Genomic DNA, 17,324 nt, shown 5'->3' on the forward strand with positions numbered 1-17,324 from the left:
GATTCTTAAATCCTTTTTCTTATGCTTTCGCCAATTTAAACTTCTTTTTCAGTGCCTACTTCTAGTTCAACAACATTACATTTGGGTGCCAGTTCCGCGCATGCTTCTTTGAAGCTTATGGCATCCTGTTCAAGGATAGGGAATGTTCCGTAATGCATAGGGATTGCAGTTTTGCATTTCAGCAGTTTGCAGGCGTAGGCAGCGTCTTTTGAATCCATGGTGAACCAGCCTCCGGTGGGCAGCAGGGCCACGTCAATGTCGTGCAGTTTTCCAAAGAACTCCATGGAAGCGAACAGCCCGGTATCTCCGGCAAAGTAGACGCAGAAATCGTCTTCGTAAGTAAGGATGTATCCGGCTGGTGCTCCGGTTGCAGAAGAATGCATGGCTTGAACCATTTTGATTTTTATTCCGGCTACGGAAACCGTGCCGCCGATATTCATGCCGATTATTCTACTCTGATCTACGCCCAGCCCAACCATTTTTTCTACCAGATCGAAAATACAGACCAGTGTTGCTCCGGTGGCTTTACAGATTTCCACAGCCTGCCCGATGTGATCTCCATGGTCATGGGTTACCAGCACAGCATCTGCTTTGCTGATGGATTCCCATGTGGTCGAGGCTTTAGGGTTTCCTTTAAAGAAAGGGTCGATGATTACGGTCTTGTCATCAGACTTGATTGTGAAGTTTGAATGTCCGTTCCAAGTAAATGTATGTTTCATAGCTTACCTCGATGATTCCTCTCCCCAGCGGAGATAAAGGTTGTGCGGAATTTTCATTTGTTCAAGAATTCGTCCTGCCATATGTGAGGCCATGTCATCCAGACTTCTGGGAGCATGGTAGAATCCCGGAGATGCGGGCATGATCGTTGCCCCGGCAAGGGTTGCTGTTTCCATATTGCGGATATGGATAAGGTTCAGCGGAGTTTCGCGGGTAACAAGAACCAGTTTGCGTCGTTCCTTAAGGCAGACATCAGCGGCCCGGTGGAGCAGGTTGTTGCCCAGTCCTTGGGCAATTGCTGCAAGGGTTGCCATGGAGCAGGGACAGATGATCATACCGTCATGCTGCCATGATCCGCTGGCCGGAGGTGCTGCAATGTTATCCTGCCGGTATACAAAATCAGCATGCCCGGTCAGGTCTTCGGGTTTAAAGTCTGTTTCAAGTTCCATCACCTTCAGCGCTGCATCGGACATGATCAGGTGCAGTTCAACATTCTCTGCAGAACCGAGATGTTGAGCAAGTTTGACCGCATACATGGTTCCGCTGGCACCGCTCACGGCAAGGATTACTTTTTTCTTATCCATATTAATAAGGATACTCCTTTTAAAGCTGCTTAGTTCAGCTTTTGAAAATACAACAGCGGGATATCGAAGACAAGCAGAAGGGTGTATCTAATTCCTTGAATTTTTGCTTGTCTTATGAGACTAGAACCACACCCACACGAAATTAATTTCCCACAAGACAAAACACCTTACGGAGAAAAAATCTATGGTCACTCTCGGAACTGCCGGAACCGCTTCTGCCCGCAAAATGATGCTGCTTGGCGGCGGTGAACTTGGTAAAGAGGTTGTCATTGAAGCCCAGCGCCTCGGCGTTGAGGTTATTGTCGTGGACAGGTATGAAAATACCCCGGCCATGCAGGTTGCACACCGTAACTATGTGATTTCCATGCTTGATGCTGCAGAATTGCGTCGCGTAGTGGAAACAGAAAAGCCTGATTACATTGTGCCGGAAATTGAAGCCATTGCCACCGAGACTCTTCTCGAACTGGAAAAGGAAGGTTTCAACGTAGTTCCCACAGCCCGTGCCACCCGTTTGACCATGGACCGCGAAGGTATCCGTCGCTTGGCGGCTGAAGAAGTCGGTCTTAAAACTTCCCCTTACAGATTTGCCGATACCAAGGAAGAGTACCTCGAAGCAATTAAAGAAATCGGCATTCCCTGCGTAATCAAGCCTGTTATGAGCTCTTCCGGTAAAGGGCAGAGCACAGTAAAATCCGAAGCCGATATCGATCGCGCCTGGGATTACTCTCAGTCCGGCGGACGTACTGGCGAAGGCCGCATCATTGTGGAAAGCTTTGTTGATTTTGACTATGAAATCACTCTGCTTACCGTGCGCCATGCCGGTGGAACTTCCTATTGTGCGCCCATCGGGCACAGACAGGATGATGGTGACTACCGTGAATCATGGCAGCCGCAGCCCATGTCAGAGACAGCTCTTGCCAATGCGCAGGATTATGCACTCAGAATCACCGACGCCCTTGGCGGCAGAGGTCTTTTCGGAGTCGAGCTTTTCGTTAAAGGCGAGGAAGTAATCTTCAGTGAAGTTTCTCCCCGTCCTCACGATACCGGTTTAGTGACCGTAATTTCTCAGGACCTGAGTGAGTTTGCACTCCATGTCCGTGCCATTCTCGGACTGCCGATTCCGGCAATCCGTCAGTATGGACCAGCCGCATCAAGTGTAATTCTTTCCAATGGCAAATCCGAAGCTCCGGCTTTCCTCAATGTGGACAAGGCTCTCGAAGAAGCTGACACCAAAGTTCTCATCTTCGGAAAGGGCGAATGTAACGGTGTGCGTCGTCTTGGCGTTGCCCTTGCCCTTGGTCAAGATGTGGAAGACGCAAAAGCCCGTGCTATCCGTGCTTCTTCCGCTGTCGAAATAGAGTACTAGTTTATTTTATATAGCCTGATTAGAAAGCTCCTTTTGTGTCACCTCGGCACGGAAGGAGCTTTTTATTTGGATTTATCCTTAAAAAATGCTGTTCGGTTTTTGTTGACATAACTGCAAAAAGGTGAGCATTTAATTCACCTCAGTAACGCAAATAATGAAAAATCAGCGTAAAAATTGCTTTTTTCACTAGATAAGTAGTTACTTACGTTGATTTTCTGAAATTGGTTCGAACGATAGCTCCGCCTAGCGGAGATATTTTTTACTCGAACTATATGTCTAACTCTTTATATAGGAATATAGTAGTATGAAACAGGAAGCAAACGGATTGGCCCTAGCGCCATTGGCTCTATTTTTGGTGATATTTATTGGAACAGGATTTTTCCTGACCATGAACGGAACCAGCATGGCTTTCTACCAGCTCTCCGCAACCGTGGCCATTCTTCCCGCTATTGCTTGGGCAGTCTGGATGGGTAAGGACAAACTCAACGACAAGATCAACATATTCCTGCGCGGTGCAGGTGAGCCGGGTATCGTGACCATGTGCATGATTTACCTGCTGGCTGGCGGATTTGCCTCTGTTGCAAAATCCATCGGCGGTGTTGAGTCCACCGTTAACCTCGGTCTGTCCATTGTACCTGCCTCCATGGTTCTGCCCGGACTGTTTGTTATCGCTGCTTTCATTGCTACTGCCATGGGTACTTCCATGGGAACCATTGCCGCTATCGCGCCTATCGCTGTAGGTGTTGCCGGTAAAACAGATATTTCCTCTGCATTGCTTATGGGCGCAGTTGTGGGCGGGGCCATGTTCGGTGATAACCTGTCCATGATCTCCGACACCACCATCGCCGCAACCCGTACTCAGGGCTGTAAAATGAGTGATAAGTTCAAGATGAACCTGCTCATAGCACTGCCGGCCGCACTGATCACCATCGTAATTCTCTATGTGGCAGGTGAGGGCGGTCAGGTTGTAGCCGATGGCGGATACAGCCTGCTCAAGGTTCTGCCGTACATCACCATTCTGGTCATGGCCGTACTTGGCGTGAACGTCTTCGTAGTGCTCGGCGCAGGTATTGTTTTCACCGGTCTGGTCGGATTTGCATCCATGGAAAGCTTTAATCTGCTGACCTTCTCTCAGGACATCTACAAAGGTTTCACCGGAATGCAGGAAATCCTCGTGCTTTCCCTGCTCGTTGGCGGTCTTGGTGAGCTGATCAAGTTTCACGGCGGTATCACTTACATTATTAACTTCATCGGTAAGCTGACCAAGGGCACCAAGTCCACCAAGGCCGGTGAGTTCAGCATCAGTGCTCTTTCCGTACTGTCTGACCTCTGCACCGCGAACAACACCGTAGCCATCATCCTCACCGGGGGCATGGCTAAGGAAATCGCCGAAAGCCACAATGTTGATCCGCGCCGCAGCGCAAGTCTGCTGGATATCTTCTCCTGCGTAGTTCAGGGTATCATCCCTTACGGCGCACAGGTCCTGCTGGCCGGTTCCATCTCCGGGCTTTCCCCGCTTGAGATCATAGGCAATATGCATTACTGCTTCATTCTCGCAGTAGTAGCAGTGCTCAGTATCCTGACCGGATTTCCCAGAGTCCCGAAATAATTATTCGGAAATATAAATTGAATAAGTCCCCCGTAGCCATTGGTTGCGGGGGATTTTTTATGGAGCGGGGTAAACTGTTATTCTGTATTGACGGATCGTATTCGTATCGTTAGTTGTTTTAGAAAATGGGATTGGAATAATTGGTGGTTTGCTTTTGATATATGGGGGGGGGTGGTTTTGTTTAATTCTACTCAGATACTTGATGCTGCTATGGCTGTGCCGGGTGTTGTTTGGGGATGGTTTTGGGGCTTGGGTTTTACTGTTAAGCTATCTGTTTTGGGTGTAGTGCTTGCTGCCTATCCCGTAAGCGTTCATTTTTTTGGGCTTTTTAAGCGTAAGGGAAATGATCGGCTAACGCAGAGTGTTGAGGTAAATGTGAATGTTCCTGAACGCGTAGATTCGCAGACACTTGCTGAGAAAGTATATGAAGATCAAAGAAAAGATTTAAGAAAAGCACAGCAGACTATTCAATCTAAAGATGAAGTAATTCAATCAAGAGATGATGAAATTAAAGCTCTCAAAGATGTCATCGATGGGTTGCGTGAGCCACAAGATACACAGAAAGAGACTGATTACGCTGCACAAGCTGAAGCTGAACTTGCAAAGGGTAATACTGATTTAGCCAAGGCATTTTTTAACGCAGAAGCCGCGAAGAATGTTGACGGCAGCGATGAACTACGTTTGAAAGCTGCTCAAGCATATAGGCGTGCTGGGTTATTGGATTTTATGAATAATCCCAAAGAGGCAGTAAAAGCCTATCAAAAATCGGTTGAACTTGATCCGAATAGTGCTGAGGGGTGGAACCGATTGGGGCAATTGCGATATTTGTTCGGAGAGCTTGAAGAATCCAAGGCCGCGTTTATTAATATTTCTTGTATGGAATCTAATAATCTAGTCTGGACCGCTATTGCTCATGGAAATTTAGGGGTTATCCATAAAAATTTGGGTGACTTTGAAAGCGCAGAAAATTGCTACAATAAAGCACTTAAAATATATGAACAACTAGGTAATACAAAGAAAATAGCTACTGTCTTGGGCAATCTTGGAAGTCTTTGCTATGCTTGCGGTGACATTGACGGTGCGGAATCTTTTAATATGGAGTCTCTAGCAAAAGAGGAAAAAAAATTTAATCATAGAGGGTTGGCAATTAGATATGGAAATCTTGGCGTAGTTAAGATGCAAAAAGGATATCTGTTAGAGGCTGAAGAGTTATACTGTAAGGCTTTGGAAATTGATAAGGACATCGAGTACATTGAAGGAATAGCTTGTGATTATGGTAACTTAGGTATTCTTCGCGAACTTCAAGGAAACTTGAAAGAAGCTAATGAGTACTGGCAAAAATCACTCGATTTATTCAAACAAATTGGCGCAGCACCAATGATCGAAAAAGTACAATTTTTGCTAGATAGATTAGAAGCCAAAATCAATAAATAAAATTAATTTTCCCCAAATATAAAAGCGAGAAGCCCCGTCAAAAGGCTTCCCGCTTTCATTTTTTCTATGAAAAAAACTACGCCAAAGGCGTAACCATACAATCCCTACAACCCAAGCGACGCCAACAAATCATCAACATCACCCTGATCGGCCTTTTCGGTGGGGCCTTTGAGTTCGCTCATTTTGCTTTGAGTTTCCTGATCAAGCTGATCAAGGGATTTTTCCGGGGCCTGTTCACGGGCTTTGATTTTCAGCCCGGTGGACATGTACAGATCAAGGACGATCTTTTCAACACTCTTGATGGTTTCGATGATGATCTTGATGCGCTGCCCTGTCAGGTCCTGAAAGGAGAGGGTGGTCATGATGGTCATGATATCCTGACCCAAGGTATCGTTGATGTTGGCCAGTTCCTGACGCTGTTCTTTTTTTACACCGCCGGATTCAAAAGCCTTGATTATGTTTGCAAGGGCAAACTGGGTTTCCTGAGTCTTCTCAAGAATATCCATGATGTCCTGCGTGGCTTTTTCGGTGGTGCGCATGATGGCGTCGAGCTGGTCGGAGGCTTCGTTGAAAAGCTGATCAGGATCGGAATCAACGCAGACTTCTACTGAGCCTGTTGAACCTGCAGGGCCTTTTTTGGCCTTGGCTACTTCCTGATAGATGTCCCGGAGACCGTTCTGCAGGTCAATGTTGATGCGGCGGTAGAATTCCCCCTCAAGAAGGGTCTGAGACATGCTCTTGGAAATTTCTTTCTGTACTGCATGGGCAATACTTTCCTTGAGACTTTTGCTTAGGTCTTCGGAGACCTTTTCCATCATCTCCCGCACTATTTGATCATCATTAATCACTGCGCTCTCCTTGGCGTTGGTTTTTATATAAACGTTGCAGGGCTAACCCAGCTTTTCGGTCCGGATCATTTCACGTTGTTCGCTGAAAACAAACTGGATAATTGATTCAAGGTCATGTTCCCTGATTTTTTCAAATTTCATTACCCAGTAATTGTCCTTTTTGCCAGCTTTAACGCGACCTTTGGCTCCGGCAAGTCGCAAAGGAATCTGCTCAATTTCCGCCACCATTTCCATTATGCATGGTGCTGTGACGGAAGTTGAGCGAAAGGTCATTCCGTTGCCGGAAATTTTTATTATTTCGAGGTCGAGGGGGAAATCCTGCTTGATGTCTTTTTTGCTCTGCATGCCCAGCAGCTGGTCCAGCTTGCGGTCAAGTTCAGTTATGTAGACTCTCAGCCATTCCGGAACTTTTGAATCATCTAGATCTTCAGCGGGGTGCTTTTTCATCCCGGTAAATCCACGGTATACGGGCTGACTCTCCAGAGAGGAAGAGATGCGTCCGTGTCCCTTGATTCTTGTTTCTACACTGGCGTAATGCGGTGTGTCCCGGTCCATTTGGATTCCCTTGTTTTTGTTATGAACTAATCCTGAGGATCGACTTCCATGGCCCGAACAGGACAGACCTTGGTACACAGGCCGCAGGCAGTACATTTCTCCAGATCAAAGATTACCAGACGTGTATCTTTCTCAAGGGAAAGAGCTCCGGTGGGGCACATGGAGAGGCACATGCCGCAATGCATGCATGATTCTTCATCCCTTGCGATTTTTTGCGCAACGGGGATGAGGCGTACGCCGTTTTCTTTCAGGTAGTTTATGCCCTTGTGGTAGTCTTCTTCAAGACCGGTGATTTCAAGGGTCATGCTGCCTTCGAGTCTGGGGTTGATGTCAGCTTTGAGAATGTTGAAGCTGAGATTGTAGAGTTTGCCCAGATTGCACACAACCGGACGGCCGGAAGTATTCGGTGGGAAGGACAGGTGGATAATTTTATTAAAGTTCTTGCTCTCGCTCATTGTACTATATCCGGTTAGATTATTTTAAGTTCTTGATAATGCTTTCAGCACGCTTTGCTTCAGCGGAATCAGGGGCTTTCTTGATAAGGTCTTCAAGAATATAGCGCCCGGATTTGGTCTTGCCCAGTTTGATCAGGCATAGGCCCTGCTTGAGCAGTGCGGGTCTGTATTTATTGCTTGAGGAATGTTTGGCAATGACACCCTGATATTTGAGTGCGGCATTGGCATAATCCTTGAGCTGGTAGTAACATTCACCTTCCCAGAAAATGGCGTTGGGAACAAGCTTATGTTTAGGGAAAGTCTTGGTAAATTCGGCCATATCCCGGATTGCGTCTTTGTATTTACGGTCCTTGAACAAGGCAAGTCCCTTATCATACAAAGCTTGGGCGGGATCAGCAGGTTCAGGCTTTTTAACGTCAGGAGCTACCACTGCGGCAATTCCACCGATAGCTGCGGTTGCGTTGGAGATTGCAACTTGTGTTTCCTTGTCTTTGGGAGCCTGCGTTTTGATAAGGCCAAGGTCGATGGCCAACTGGCTTTCAAGGGCCAGACGCATATTTTCAACTTTCTGGGAAAGTTCTTCCAAAGAAACGGTGCTGTTGCTGTCTCCTGCATCGATTCTGTTTACGGACTCGGACATGGTGTTGACGGTACCCTGAAGTCTTGCGACCTGCATTTTCAGGGCGTTTACTTCAGCATACATATTTGCCTGCTGGGTTTGCACCGGAGAGCTGGATTTTTTGATTTCATCGCGCAGGGCGACGTTGTCGGCAGCTGATTGTTGTTCGACGGTCTCGATTTTTTTGTTCAGCTGTGATCTGGTCTGGCGCAATTCCATGCGCAGTTTGTCCATATCAGAGGTGGTTACACAGCCGCTTAGGCCGGTAGCCAGAGGAAAAGCGATAAGGGCAGCAATAAGAGAATTTTTCATGTTATTTTTCATTAAATTTTTTCCCCCTTTTTCTACCTAAAAGAAAATAAGCCAGACAGCCGAAAAATGGAATAAAAATAGAGAGCTGAATCCAGCCGACTTTTTCCATGTTGGACGGGAATTCCCTTTTGAATGCATCCCATATGGCGAAAAGTGTCAAGGCCGCAAAAAGACCGACACTGCCGAGGATGATAATCCAGGTTTCCATGGGAAGATTGGGAATTTGTCCGAAGAACATTAGGAGCTCCTTTTTTTATATATTGATAACAGGTATATACCAATTGCGAAAAAGACAAGTGTTATGAACTGAGTCATAGACAGGGGACCGAGTTCTCCCCGGTAATCCGCCCTGAAAAATTCAATAATAAATCTGAACGCAGAAAACAATATCAGGAACAGTCCGGTAATGCGGCCTTCTGTCTTAATATGGTTTCCGGCAACAATCAGAATCAGAAAAGTGACCAGTCCGGCAAGGGAATGGTAAAGCTGGGTCGGGTGCAGAGGTTGAAAAAGAGGGGCCAGTGAAGCAGTATTTTTAAATGTTACTGCCCATGGCAAATCGGTCGGCTTGCCGTAGCAACATCCGGCAAAAAAACACCCCAGCCGACCAACTGCCTGCCCAAGTGCAATGCCCGGTGCAAAGCAGTCCAGCCAATCCAAGATTGGTTGTTGTTTGGAGTGCAGGTAGAGCAGTCCAGCCAGTGAACCGAAAATAATCGCACCGGAAAAAACGAGTCCGCCCTGCCAGATATAAAATATTCTGAGCAGGTCTCCGGAGAATTCCTGAGGATACAAGCCGACATAAAGCGCCCGTGCGCCGATAATGCCGCTGACAACTGCGATTATTCCGGTAACCGGAGCCAGTTTGTAATCCAGCTCCCAAAGCCTTGCCGCACGCATGGCCCAGCCAATACCCAGCAGGCACCCGGCAGTGATGTACACGCTGTAGGCATAAATGTTTATGGAGCCTATGCTGAACAGGGTCGGATTCATCTTATTTAGTCTTGTAAAATGAGATGATCATGGCAAAAGCGCCCAGACAGATTGCAATATCCGCTACATTGAAAGCCGGGTAGTGATGTGATCCATAGTAAAAATCCAGAAAGTCAGTAACCTGATGATAGAGAATCCGGTCGATTAAATTACCAATAGCACCGCCTAGCACTAACCCAAGGCCCACAATCTGGAATTTATCCTTTTCCCCAACAGACTTAAGCAGCATTCCGATTGCGACCAGTGCAACAATGGTAACCACAATAAAAAAATTACGCTGCCAAGTAATATCAGCACGGTTCAAGAAACCGAATGCAGCGCCCTTATTGACCACGTGCACCAGATTAAATAATCCGGGAATGACAGTTTCTGAAGTCCAGAGGACCATCTTTTCACGGACTGCAATCTTGGTGATTTGGTCCAAGATTAAAGTTGCAGCAGAGATAATCCCCGCTAAAAAATATTTATTCATTCGAAGGTCGCCCTAACATGCTACTTTGCGAAGCACACTAAAAAGTTTTGGGATTCTTAAACTCTTTTTCAAAAGGGTTTAAGCCGCCGGAGGCATTCTTCAAAAATGCCCCCGTCCTTGCAAGAAGGGCGGGGGCATTTACTTATTCAATTTACAAAGAGCGAGAAACTAACCGGCCAGAACGGCTGCGCAACGCGGGCAGAGTTCGGGATGTTCAGCATTTGTGCCGAGAGTGTCGTATCTCCAGCAGCGGCTGCATTTTTCGCCCTGTGCCTTTTCGACCTTGATGGCGAGTCCTTCAAGTTCTTCAGGCTTAACTGCATCGTCGGAAGCTTCGGCCAGCGGCTTGATTTCAACACCGGAGACAATGAAGAATTCGCGACGCTCGATACCTTCCAGAGCCTTGGCTATGTCTTCGTTGGCAAAGAGGGTGATCTTGGTGTCCAGAGAGTGACCGATTACCTTTTCGCGGCGCAGAGGCTCGATTGCTTTGGTGACTTCGGTACGAACGTCCATGAGCAGTTCCCATCTTTTGCGCTCGGCATCGTCGATGGAAGGCTTGAGGAGCTCGGGACGGATAGCGAATACAGTTTCAGCAGATCCTTTCATTTCTTCAGGCATGTGGGAATATGCTTCCTCAGCAGTGAAGGAAAGGATAGGTGCCATATCCTTAAGCAGCATGAGCATGGTCTGCCAGAGTACGGTCTGTGCGGAGCGGCGTTCGAGGCTCTTCTCGCCGGACACGTAGAGTCTGTCCTTGATAATATCAAGGTAGAAGGCAGACAGCTCGGTGGTGCAGAGGTTGTGCAGGGTATGGTAAACTTTGTGGAATTCAAAGTTTGTGTAAGCTTTCTGGATTACTTCATGCTGACGGTTGACCAGATCAAGAGCGAAATGGTCGATGGGCAGCATGTCTGCGGGTGCGACTGCGTCAACTTCGGGATTGAAACCGTCAAGGTTGCCGAGAATGTAACGGCAGGTGTTACGTACACGACGGTAAGTATCGACCATGCGGCTCAGGATTTCGTCGGAGATACGGACGTCTTCCTGATAGTTAACTGCGGAAACCCACATACGCAGGATCTCAGCACCATGCTGGTCAATGATTTCCTGCGGTGCGATTACGTTACCGATGGATTTGGACATCTTGCGGCCGTCCTTATCAACTACGTAACCGTGAGTAAGTACGGTCTTGTAGGGAGGCACGTCGCGGGTACCAACGGAAGCGAGCAGTGAGCTGTGGAACCATCCGCGATGCTGGTCGGAACCTTCGAGGTACAGATCAGCGGGGAAGCGGTGTTCCTTACGTTTTTCAACAACAGCAGCGTAACTGGTACCGGAATCAAACCATACGTCGAGGATGTCGTCTTCCTTGGCCCAGTGGGTGCCGCCGCATTTGGGGCATTTGAGACCTGCAGGAGCGATTTCTTCAACTGATTTTTCAAACCAGTAGTCACAGCCGTGTTCGTGTTTTTCAAATTCGTCTACTACGGAGAAAACCCATTCAGGTTCATTGTATACCTCATCGCAGTCCTGACAAATCAGGGCTATAATGGGTACACCCCAGTTGCGCTGACGGGAGATACACCAGTCAGGGCGGTTTTCAACCATGCTGTAGATACGGTTTTCACCCCATGCGGGAATCCAATCAACATCATCTTTGATGGCTTTGAGAGCTTTTTTGCGCAGGTCGTTTTCTTCCATGCCGATGAACCACTGGGTGGTTGCGCGGAAGATGACCGGCTCTTTACAGCGCCAGCAATGGGGATAGGAGTGGGATATTTTTTCCTGTGCCAGCAGGTTGCCCACTTCTTGGAGCTTTTCGATTACTTTGGGGTTTGCTTCCCAAACATTCATTCCGGCGAAGAATTCTACTTCCTTGAGGAACACACCGCTGTTATTCATCGGGGAGTAAACTTCAAGTCCGTATTTAAGACCGGTTTCAAAGTCTTCGCGACCATGACCGGGGGCAGTATGAACACAACCGGTACCGGAATCGAGAGTTACGTAATTGGCGAGAACAATGGGGGACTCGCGATCGTAAATGGGGTGTTTGGCTATTGCGCCTTCAAGTTTGGCACCTTCTACAGTTGCCAGAACATTCCAGCTTTCCCAACCGAAGGATTCTGCGCAGACGGGCAGCAGTCTTTCAGCGAGAATGTAGATGTCACCGTTAACTTCGGCAACAACGTATTCAAATTCAGGGTGAACAGCCACAGCCATGTTGTCGGGGATGGTCCAGGGAGTGGTGGTCCAGATACACACGTAGGTGCGGGACAGGTCTACTTTGGATGCAACATCTTCGGGCAGTGCTTTCAGAACTTTTTCATCATTCAGCGGGAAGCGTACGTAGATGGAAGGAGAAGTGTGATCTTCGTATTCAACTTCCGCTTCAGCAAGAGCGGTACGGCAGTCGCAGCACCAGTGAATGGGCTTCTTACCACGGATAACAGATCCTTTTTCCATGAAACGACCCAGTTCACGAGCGGTTGCTGCTTCGTATTCGGGCTTCATGGTCAGGTATGGATCTTCCCAGTTACCAAGTACGCCGAGGCGTTTGAATTCCTTGCGCTGAATATCAACAAACTTTGCTGCGTATTCGCGGCAGAGTTTGCGGATAACAGTGGTGGGCAGTTCTTTTTTCTTTTTCTTGAGTTCCTGCTCAACCTTGTGCTCGATGGGCAGGCCGTGGCAGTCCCAGCCGGGAACGTATTCGGCTTTCATGCCCTGCAGGTTGCGGGACTTAACGATAATGTCCTTGAGAACCTTGTTCATGGCTGTACCCATGTGAATGTGGCCGTTAGCATACGGGGGGCCGTCGTGAAGGACGTACTGCTCGGCGTCAGCGTTTGCTTCAACCATTTTTTCGTACACCCCGGTTTCCTCCCAGCTTTTGAGCATTTCGGGCTCGCGCTGTTTGAGGTTAGCCTTCATGGGAAATTTTGTCTTGGGCAGACACAGGGTCTTTTTATAATCGCTCATGACTGGAAAAGTCCTCCGGAACTCTCTTAAGGATATGATATTTGATTAAAAGCCGTTTAAGTATTCACGTTAACGATAACGATTATGTTCAAAATAAAAAGCTGATATTTCGGCTTATTAACAAGGATATGAACAAAATTCGGCACGCTATGGAAAAGTAAAAACAGCCATTCTTGCGTAAACTTGAAAAATAAAAAATGCTCAAAAATGAGCGGCGTTATCTTTAAACAAGGCGTGATGGAAGTCAACCCGGAGTTGCTTCTTATTAATTAAAGGGAAATGAGTCCTTCAATGGTTGCTGCTTTTTCGTAGATATTCAGGATTACATCAGAGCTGTTGGCATGGATGACAACGGTTACGCTGGTATATTTGCCTGTCTTAGAGTCTTTTTCTGTATATGGAAAACCGTCAATCATTGACTTGAGTTCAACCAGAGACTTGCAGGGAACGATAAATTTAAAAGTGTAGTCGCAGGGCCATTCGTGATGCTCATCAAGGGCCGCTTTAAATTGTTCGATGGAATGCGCCATGTTTATCTCCTTATATTTAAATTGGAATATATTTTTTTATGCTGTGGCTTCGATCAAGGGAAGAAGTTGATACCTCTTGTCGGGCAATGTTGATATATGGATCGGATATGGTGCTGTCAATGGTATGAAAAAAAGTTTTTTCCCTTGTCCCTAAAGGAAATTACTGCTTTGTCGATACAGTAAGCAGGTGTTCCTAAAATTATACTGTAAGGATAGGGCGGAAAAATGAGTAAAAAAAATCTCCACGCAACCAACTTTAGGAAAGTTCTTGAATTATTTAATGATGGGCATGACCGCGAAGCGGAAAGTCTTTTAAGGATTATTCAGGAAGACTATCTTAATATGTATGAGGAAAATAAAGAGTTGCGATCTCAGATTAAAGAGGTTGCCGAGATTCTTGACCTTGCGGAATGCATGGAGTTTGACGGACAGAAATATTGGATTGATGAGGATAATGAAAAAACTGGTCCTTATTGCCAGGTTTGCTATGACCGTGATGGAGTCCTGATCAGGCTTCAGGAACGGTCCAAGCACTGGGAGTGTTATTCCTGCCAGAATCTCTTCGTCAAAATGCCTACCGGCAATTTCATCCATAAAAGCAGGCCCAAGAAAGAGTCAAAGCCGTTGCTTAGACTTTTCAGTTAAGAAAAACACTTTATTTTCCAGTCCTTAATATACACCTTGAAGCGGAATTGCCCAGTATTGAGCAATTCCGCTTCTATTTTGTTCATATATTTCAAGTCTGGATTTGGGAAGATGGCTATACGAAATTGTAACAGAAATGTGGTGGATAAAATTTAAATCAGAATTTATGGGGTGTTTGCCCAGTGTGTAAGTTGATACATGCAAACAATGGAGATCACAGCCCTATGGTTCTCAATGAACGGCATATGCTGCTCTTGAAGCATATCAAAAGCTACTCAAAAATTGACAGATATCATGGCCTGTTGCCTAAACGGGAAACTTATTTGTACGACCCGGAACTCATCCGTGAACTTTTAAAATCCGGATTGATAGACGAGGGCAGTATCTGCACTTCCTGCGGGAATAATCTTGAAGGGTACAGGGTATCACGAAAGGCTGAGAAAGAATGTAATAGATTCGGTGAGGAAGTAAAAGATAAAGACTGGGAAACATTCTGCGGTTTAGATATTGAAATTAATGAAATACTTGATAAAATTCATGTTCGTGCTTTAATTGATATATTTCATCTTTCAAGAATTTCTCTTTTTCGGGGCATAGCTCCAAAGAGCATTATGCAGGAAGCCTTTACCTCCGATATTCTCAATGTTTTGCTTGATGTCGGGTATATCAACAAAATTTCTCTTAAGGGGCCGGCGATATTATATGAAAGCGGTTTTGTGCTGGCGGACCGGGCTTCGCGCATGCTTAAGCAGGCCGGTTATGTAAAATAGTTTTTATGGTCTTGGCTTCAAGGGCAGTGAGTTTACTCATTGCCCTTTTTTTATTCCGGCTGTTAAAATGTTGCCGCAATTGTCTTTATGTTGGATTTAATAACATCGTTGGGTTACTATCCACAAAACAGAACTCAAACCGAGAGGTATATATATGTCTGGTAAATTTTTGTGCATCCATGGACATTTTTATCAACCGCCACGTGAAGATCCGTGGTTGGATATGATTTTTCCTGAAGGAAGTGCGGCTCCATTCCGGCATTGGAATGAACGTATCTGCCGCGAAAGTTACGGGCCATTGGCCTGGGCCAGACGTATGGGAGGCAACGGCATTTTTGACATCCTGAACTGTTATGAATGGATGAGCTTCAATGTGGGACCTACATTGTTTCGTTGGATCGAACGGTCAGAGCCGGATCTTTATGCAAAGATTCTTGAAGGTGATGCCTTGAGTCTCAAGCGTTGGGGGCACGGTAATGCTATTGCTCAGATATACCACCACGTAATCATGCCGCTTGCTTCAGAGCTGGACCGCAATGCCGAAGTTGCCTGGGCAATTGCGGACTTTGAATCCCGTTTTAAGCGCAGACCGGAAGGCATGTGGCTATCTGAGACCGCTTGTAACACAGATACACTTGAAACCCTTGCCGAACATGGTATTGCCTTCACTTTGCTGGCTCCCCGGCAAGCGGAGGCTATTGCTGAACTTGGAACTGATGATTGGCGCGAAGTTGATGAGTATTCTATAAACATAAAAGAGCCATACCTTGTGGAATTGCCTTCAGGTAAGACCATTTCCGTTTTCTTCTACGATGGCGGACTTTCGCAGGCCATTGCTTTTGAAGGACTGCTTAAAAATGGAGATGAGTTCTGGAACAAGCTTTCAGGGGCATCTGCAGAAGGACTTCTTTCTATCGGTACTGACGGTGAGACGTACGGGCATCATGTGGAGTTCGGCGAAATGGCGCTGGCTTATGTGCTGGCTCAAGCCATTGAAGGACGAGATGAAATTTCGTTGCTCAACTACGGGGCGTATCTTGAAAAGCATCCTCCGACCCGCAAGGTGAAGGTACGGGAGGATTCTTCATGGAGTTGTTATCACGGTGTCGAACGTTGGCGAAATGATTGCGGCTGTTGTACCGGAGGGCATCCTGACTGGAATCAACAGTGGAGAAAACCTCTCAGGGAAGGGCTTGATGCAATCAAGAATTTGATGAACGCCCACTATTTCAATCACGGAGATAAGATTTTCAGGGACGCCCGCAAGGCTTTGGTTGAATATGGAACAGTTCTGAGCGGTATTGTTACCGAAGAAGAATTCTTCAAGAAGAACTTTAAGGTTTCTGAAGGCAGTGCCGAAGCCGATATGGGCTGGAAGCTTCTTTCCATGCAGAAATGGGCTCTTTCGTCTTTTGCGAGCTGCGGTTGGTTTTTTGATGATCTGGCCCGTTTGGAGCCGGTGAACAATATGAGCTTTGCCCTGCGGGCAATTGAAATTGCTCAGGAAACAGGGTTGATCGGCATGGAAGAAAAATTCCTTTCCATAGCCGGGGAAGCAAGGTCCAATGAAGAGCGTTACGGTTCTACCGTTGACCTTTGGAACAGTAAGATTAAGCCTCAGAGTGAAACTCCGGGAAGCTTGATCGGGCAGGCATTAGCCCGTTTGTATGTTGAAGGCGTCTTCCCTTTACCCGGTGAAGAAGGGCGGATTGAATGGCCTGGTGTTTCTGTTTCCATCAGGGTTAACGATTCTTCTCTGGTCATGGCTCGCGGTGAAGCGGAGATTCGCTGGCAGCTTGAGTCAGAAGTTAAAGAGTATAGCTGGAAATGGGAGAAGAGCGCACGTGTTCTTACCGGATCGGTTGAAATATCACTTCCTGCCGGACAAACTGAACATTATCCGCTCACTGAGATATCATGGAAGAAAAAGCAGTCCTTGTCCCTTACCTGGGTTGACAGATTTGCTCATAAATCATGGGAAGCTCAGATATTGAATACGGGGTGTGGCCCTGTTCTTTTTAATGATTTTGAAGATTACCAGACCTCTCAGACATGGGCTCCCCGCTGGCGTAAATTATGGGCCGGACTTGCTTGGAATTACATTTTTTCCGGTGATAATGTAGGTAAAGATTCTCTTGATTTTATGAGAGATGTCGGGCGGGATCATCCTGATCTTGACTATTTTATAGAGCAACTTGCTAAACAGCTCTGCACTATGCTGCACAATGATCTCACATTTTGGGACAGCATTCGTGGAGTTGTCGAACGTGCTCGTAATCTTGAATTACCGCTTGATCTATGGAAACTCCAGAATTGCTACTGGGATAAGATCCTGATCGGGGAAAACGATCCTGATCTGGCAAAAATGATTGGTTTTGATTTGTAGCTATCTTTAAAAATTGAAAAAGAAAAAGGTCCGTTGAAATTCATTCA

Annotated in this window: 17 protein-coding genes; 6 read left to right on the forward strand and 11 right to left on the reverse strand. The window is 46.6% G+C overall.

Features of this window, described 5'->3' with window-relative positions; translation table 11 throughout:
* Positions 1-35: 35 nt before the first annotated feature.
* Together ACKU40_RS05540 and ACKU40_RS05545 are read right to left on the reverse strand one after the other, a co-directional pair.
* Entirely contained in the window at positions 36-719 is a 684-nt protein-coding gene (locus ACKU40_RS05540) for a metal-dependent hydrolase (RefSeq protein WP_320175524.1), read from the reverse strand.
* A 3-nt stretch (positions 720-722) separates the two neighbouring features.
* Positions 723-1,301: a UbiX family flavin prenyltransferase gene (locus ACKU40_RS05545; RefSeq protein WP_320175525.1), complete on the reverse strand. Its 579-nt coding sequence runs from the start codon at positions 1,299-1,301 to the stop codon at positions 723-725.
* Between the two features lie 184 nt (positions 1,302-1,485).
* Here ACKU40_RS05545 and purT point away from each other — a divergent pair, with 184 nt between their 5' ends.
* The 3 genes from purT (at position 1,486) to ACKU40_RS05560 (ending at position 5,710) form a co-directional block, all read left to right on the forward strand.
* The gene (purT, locus tag ACKU40_RS05550) at positions 1,486-2,667 is read left to right on the forward strand and encodes a formate-dependent phosphoribosylglycinamide formyltransferase (RefSeq protein ID WP_320175526.1); all 1,182 of its coding nucleotides are present in this window, start codon (positions 1,486-1,488) and stop codon (positions 2,665-2,667) included.
* 304 nt (positions 2,668-2,971) lie between these two features.
* Positions 2,972-4,276, forward strand: coding sequence for a Na+/H+ antiporter NhaC family protein (locus ACKU40_RS05555; protein WP_320175527.1), 1,305 nt, complete (start codon positions 2,972-2,974; stop codon positions 4,274-4,276).
* Between the two features lie 177 nt (positions 4,277-4,453).
* Positions 4,454-5,710 (forward strand): tetratricopeptide repeat protein, encoded by a 1,257-nt coding sequence (locus ACKU40_RS05560; protein ID WP_320175528.1) that lies wholly within the window; start codon positions 4,454-4,456, stop codon positions 5,708-5,710.
* A 104-nt stretch (positions 5,711-5,814) separates the two neighbouring features.
* Here ACKU40_RS05560 and ACKU40_RS05565 read toward each other — a convergent pair whose 3' ends face one another.
* From ACKU40_RS05565 to ACKU40_RS05605, 9 genes are all read right to left on the reverse strand, one after another.
* Entirely contained in the window at positions 5,815-6,558 is a 744-nt protein-coding gene (locus tag ACKU40_RS05565; RefSeq protein WP_320175529.1) for a protein phosphatase CheZ, read from the reverse strand.
* 42 nt (positions 6,559-6,600) lie between these two features.
* The gene (locus ACKU40_RS05570) at positions 6,601-7,113 is read right to left on the reverse strand and encodes a hypothetical protein (protein WP_320175530.1); all 513 of its coding nucleotides are present in this window, start codon (positions 7,111-7,113) and stop codon (positions 6,601-6,603) included.
* A 26-nt stretch (positions 7,114-7,139) separates the two neighbouring features.
* A complete protein-coding gene (locus ACKU40_RS05575) occupies positions 7,140-7,568 on the reverse strand; it encodes a 4Fe-4S binding protein (protein WP_320175531.1) in 429 nt (142 codons plus the stop codon).
* 19 nt (positions 7,569-7,587) lie between these two features.
* The gene (gene ybgF, locus ACKU40_RS05580; RefSeq protein WP_320175532.1) at positions 7,588-8,511 is read right to left on the reverse strand and encodes a tol-pal system protein YbgF; all 924 of its coding nucleotides are present in this window, start codon (positions 8,509-8,511) and stop codon (positions 7,588-7,590) included.
* Complete coding sequence (locus ACKU40_RS05585) at positions 8,501-8,737, reverse strand: PLD nuclease N-terminal domain-containing protein (protein ID WP_320175533.1); 237 nt, start codon at positions 8,735-8,737, stop codon at positions 8,501-8,503. Before ACKU40_RS05585 ends, ybgF begins: the two co-directional genes overlap by 11 nt.
* Positions 8,737-9,492 (reverse strand): prolipoprotein diacylglyceryl transferase, encoded by a 756-nt coding sequence (lgt, locus tag ACKU40_RS05590; RefSeq protein WP_320175534.1) that lies wholly within the window; start codon positions 9,490-9,492, stop codon positions 8,737-8,739. The genes ACKU40_RS05585 and lgt overlap by 1 nt, the downstream gene beginning before the upstream one ends.
* Before the next feature lies 1 nt (position 9,493).
* Entirely contained in the window at positions 9,494-9,964 is a 471-nt protein-coding gene (lspA, locus tag ACKU40_RS05595; protein WP_320175535.1) for a signal peptidase II, read from the reverse strand.
* A gap of 168 nt (positions 9,965-10,132) precedes the next feature.
* The gene (gene ileS / locus ACKU40_RS05600; protein WP_320175536.1) at positions 10,133-12,946 is read right to left on the reverse strand and encodes an isoleucine--tRNA ligase; all 2,814 of its coding nucleotides are present in this window, start codon (positions 12,944-12,946) and stop codon (positions 10,133-10,135) included.
* A gap of 269 nt (positions 12,947-13,215) precedes the next feature.
* Entirely contained in the window at positions 13,216-13,476 is a 261-nt protein-coding gene (locus ACKU40_RS05605) for a DUF493 family protein (protein ID WP_320175537.1), read from the reverse strand.
* A 225-nt stretch (positions 13,477-13,701) separates the two neighbouring features.
* Here ACKU40_RS05605 and ACKU40_RS05610 point away from each other — a divergent pair, with 225 nt between their 5' ends.
* From ACKU40_RS05610 to ACKU40_RS05620, 3 genes are all read left to right on the forward strand, one after another.
* Entirely contained in the window at positions 13,702-14,121 is a 420-nt protein-coding gene (locus ACKU40_RS05610) for a hypothetical protein (protein WP_320175538.1), read from the forward strand.
* 224 nt (positions 14,122-14,345) lie between these two features.
* Positions 14,346-14,891, forward strand: coding sequence for a hypothetical protein (locus ACKU40_RS05615; protein ID WP_320175539.1), 546 nt, complete (start codon positions 14,346-14,348; stop codon positions 14,889-14,891).
* A 154-nt stretch (positions 14,892-15,045) separates the two neighbouring features.
* Positions 15,046-17,277, forward strand: coding sequence for a DUF3536 domain-containing protein (locus ACKU40_RS05620; protein WP_320175540.1), 2,232 nt, complete (start codon positions 15,046-15,048; stop codon positions 17,275-17,277).
* Positions 17,278-17,324 lie beyond the last annotated feature (47 nt).

Source organism: Maridesulfovibrio sp. (assembly GCF_963666665.1).
In the GTDB taxonomy this organism is placed as follows: domain Bacteria; phylum Desulfobacterota; class Desulfovibrionia; order Desulfovibrionales; family Desulfovibrionaceae; genus Maridesulfovibrio.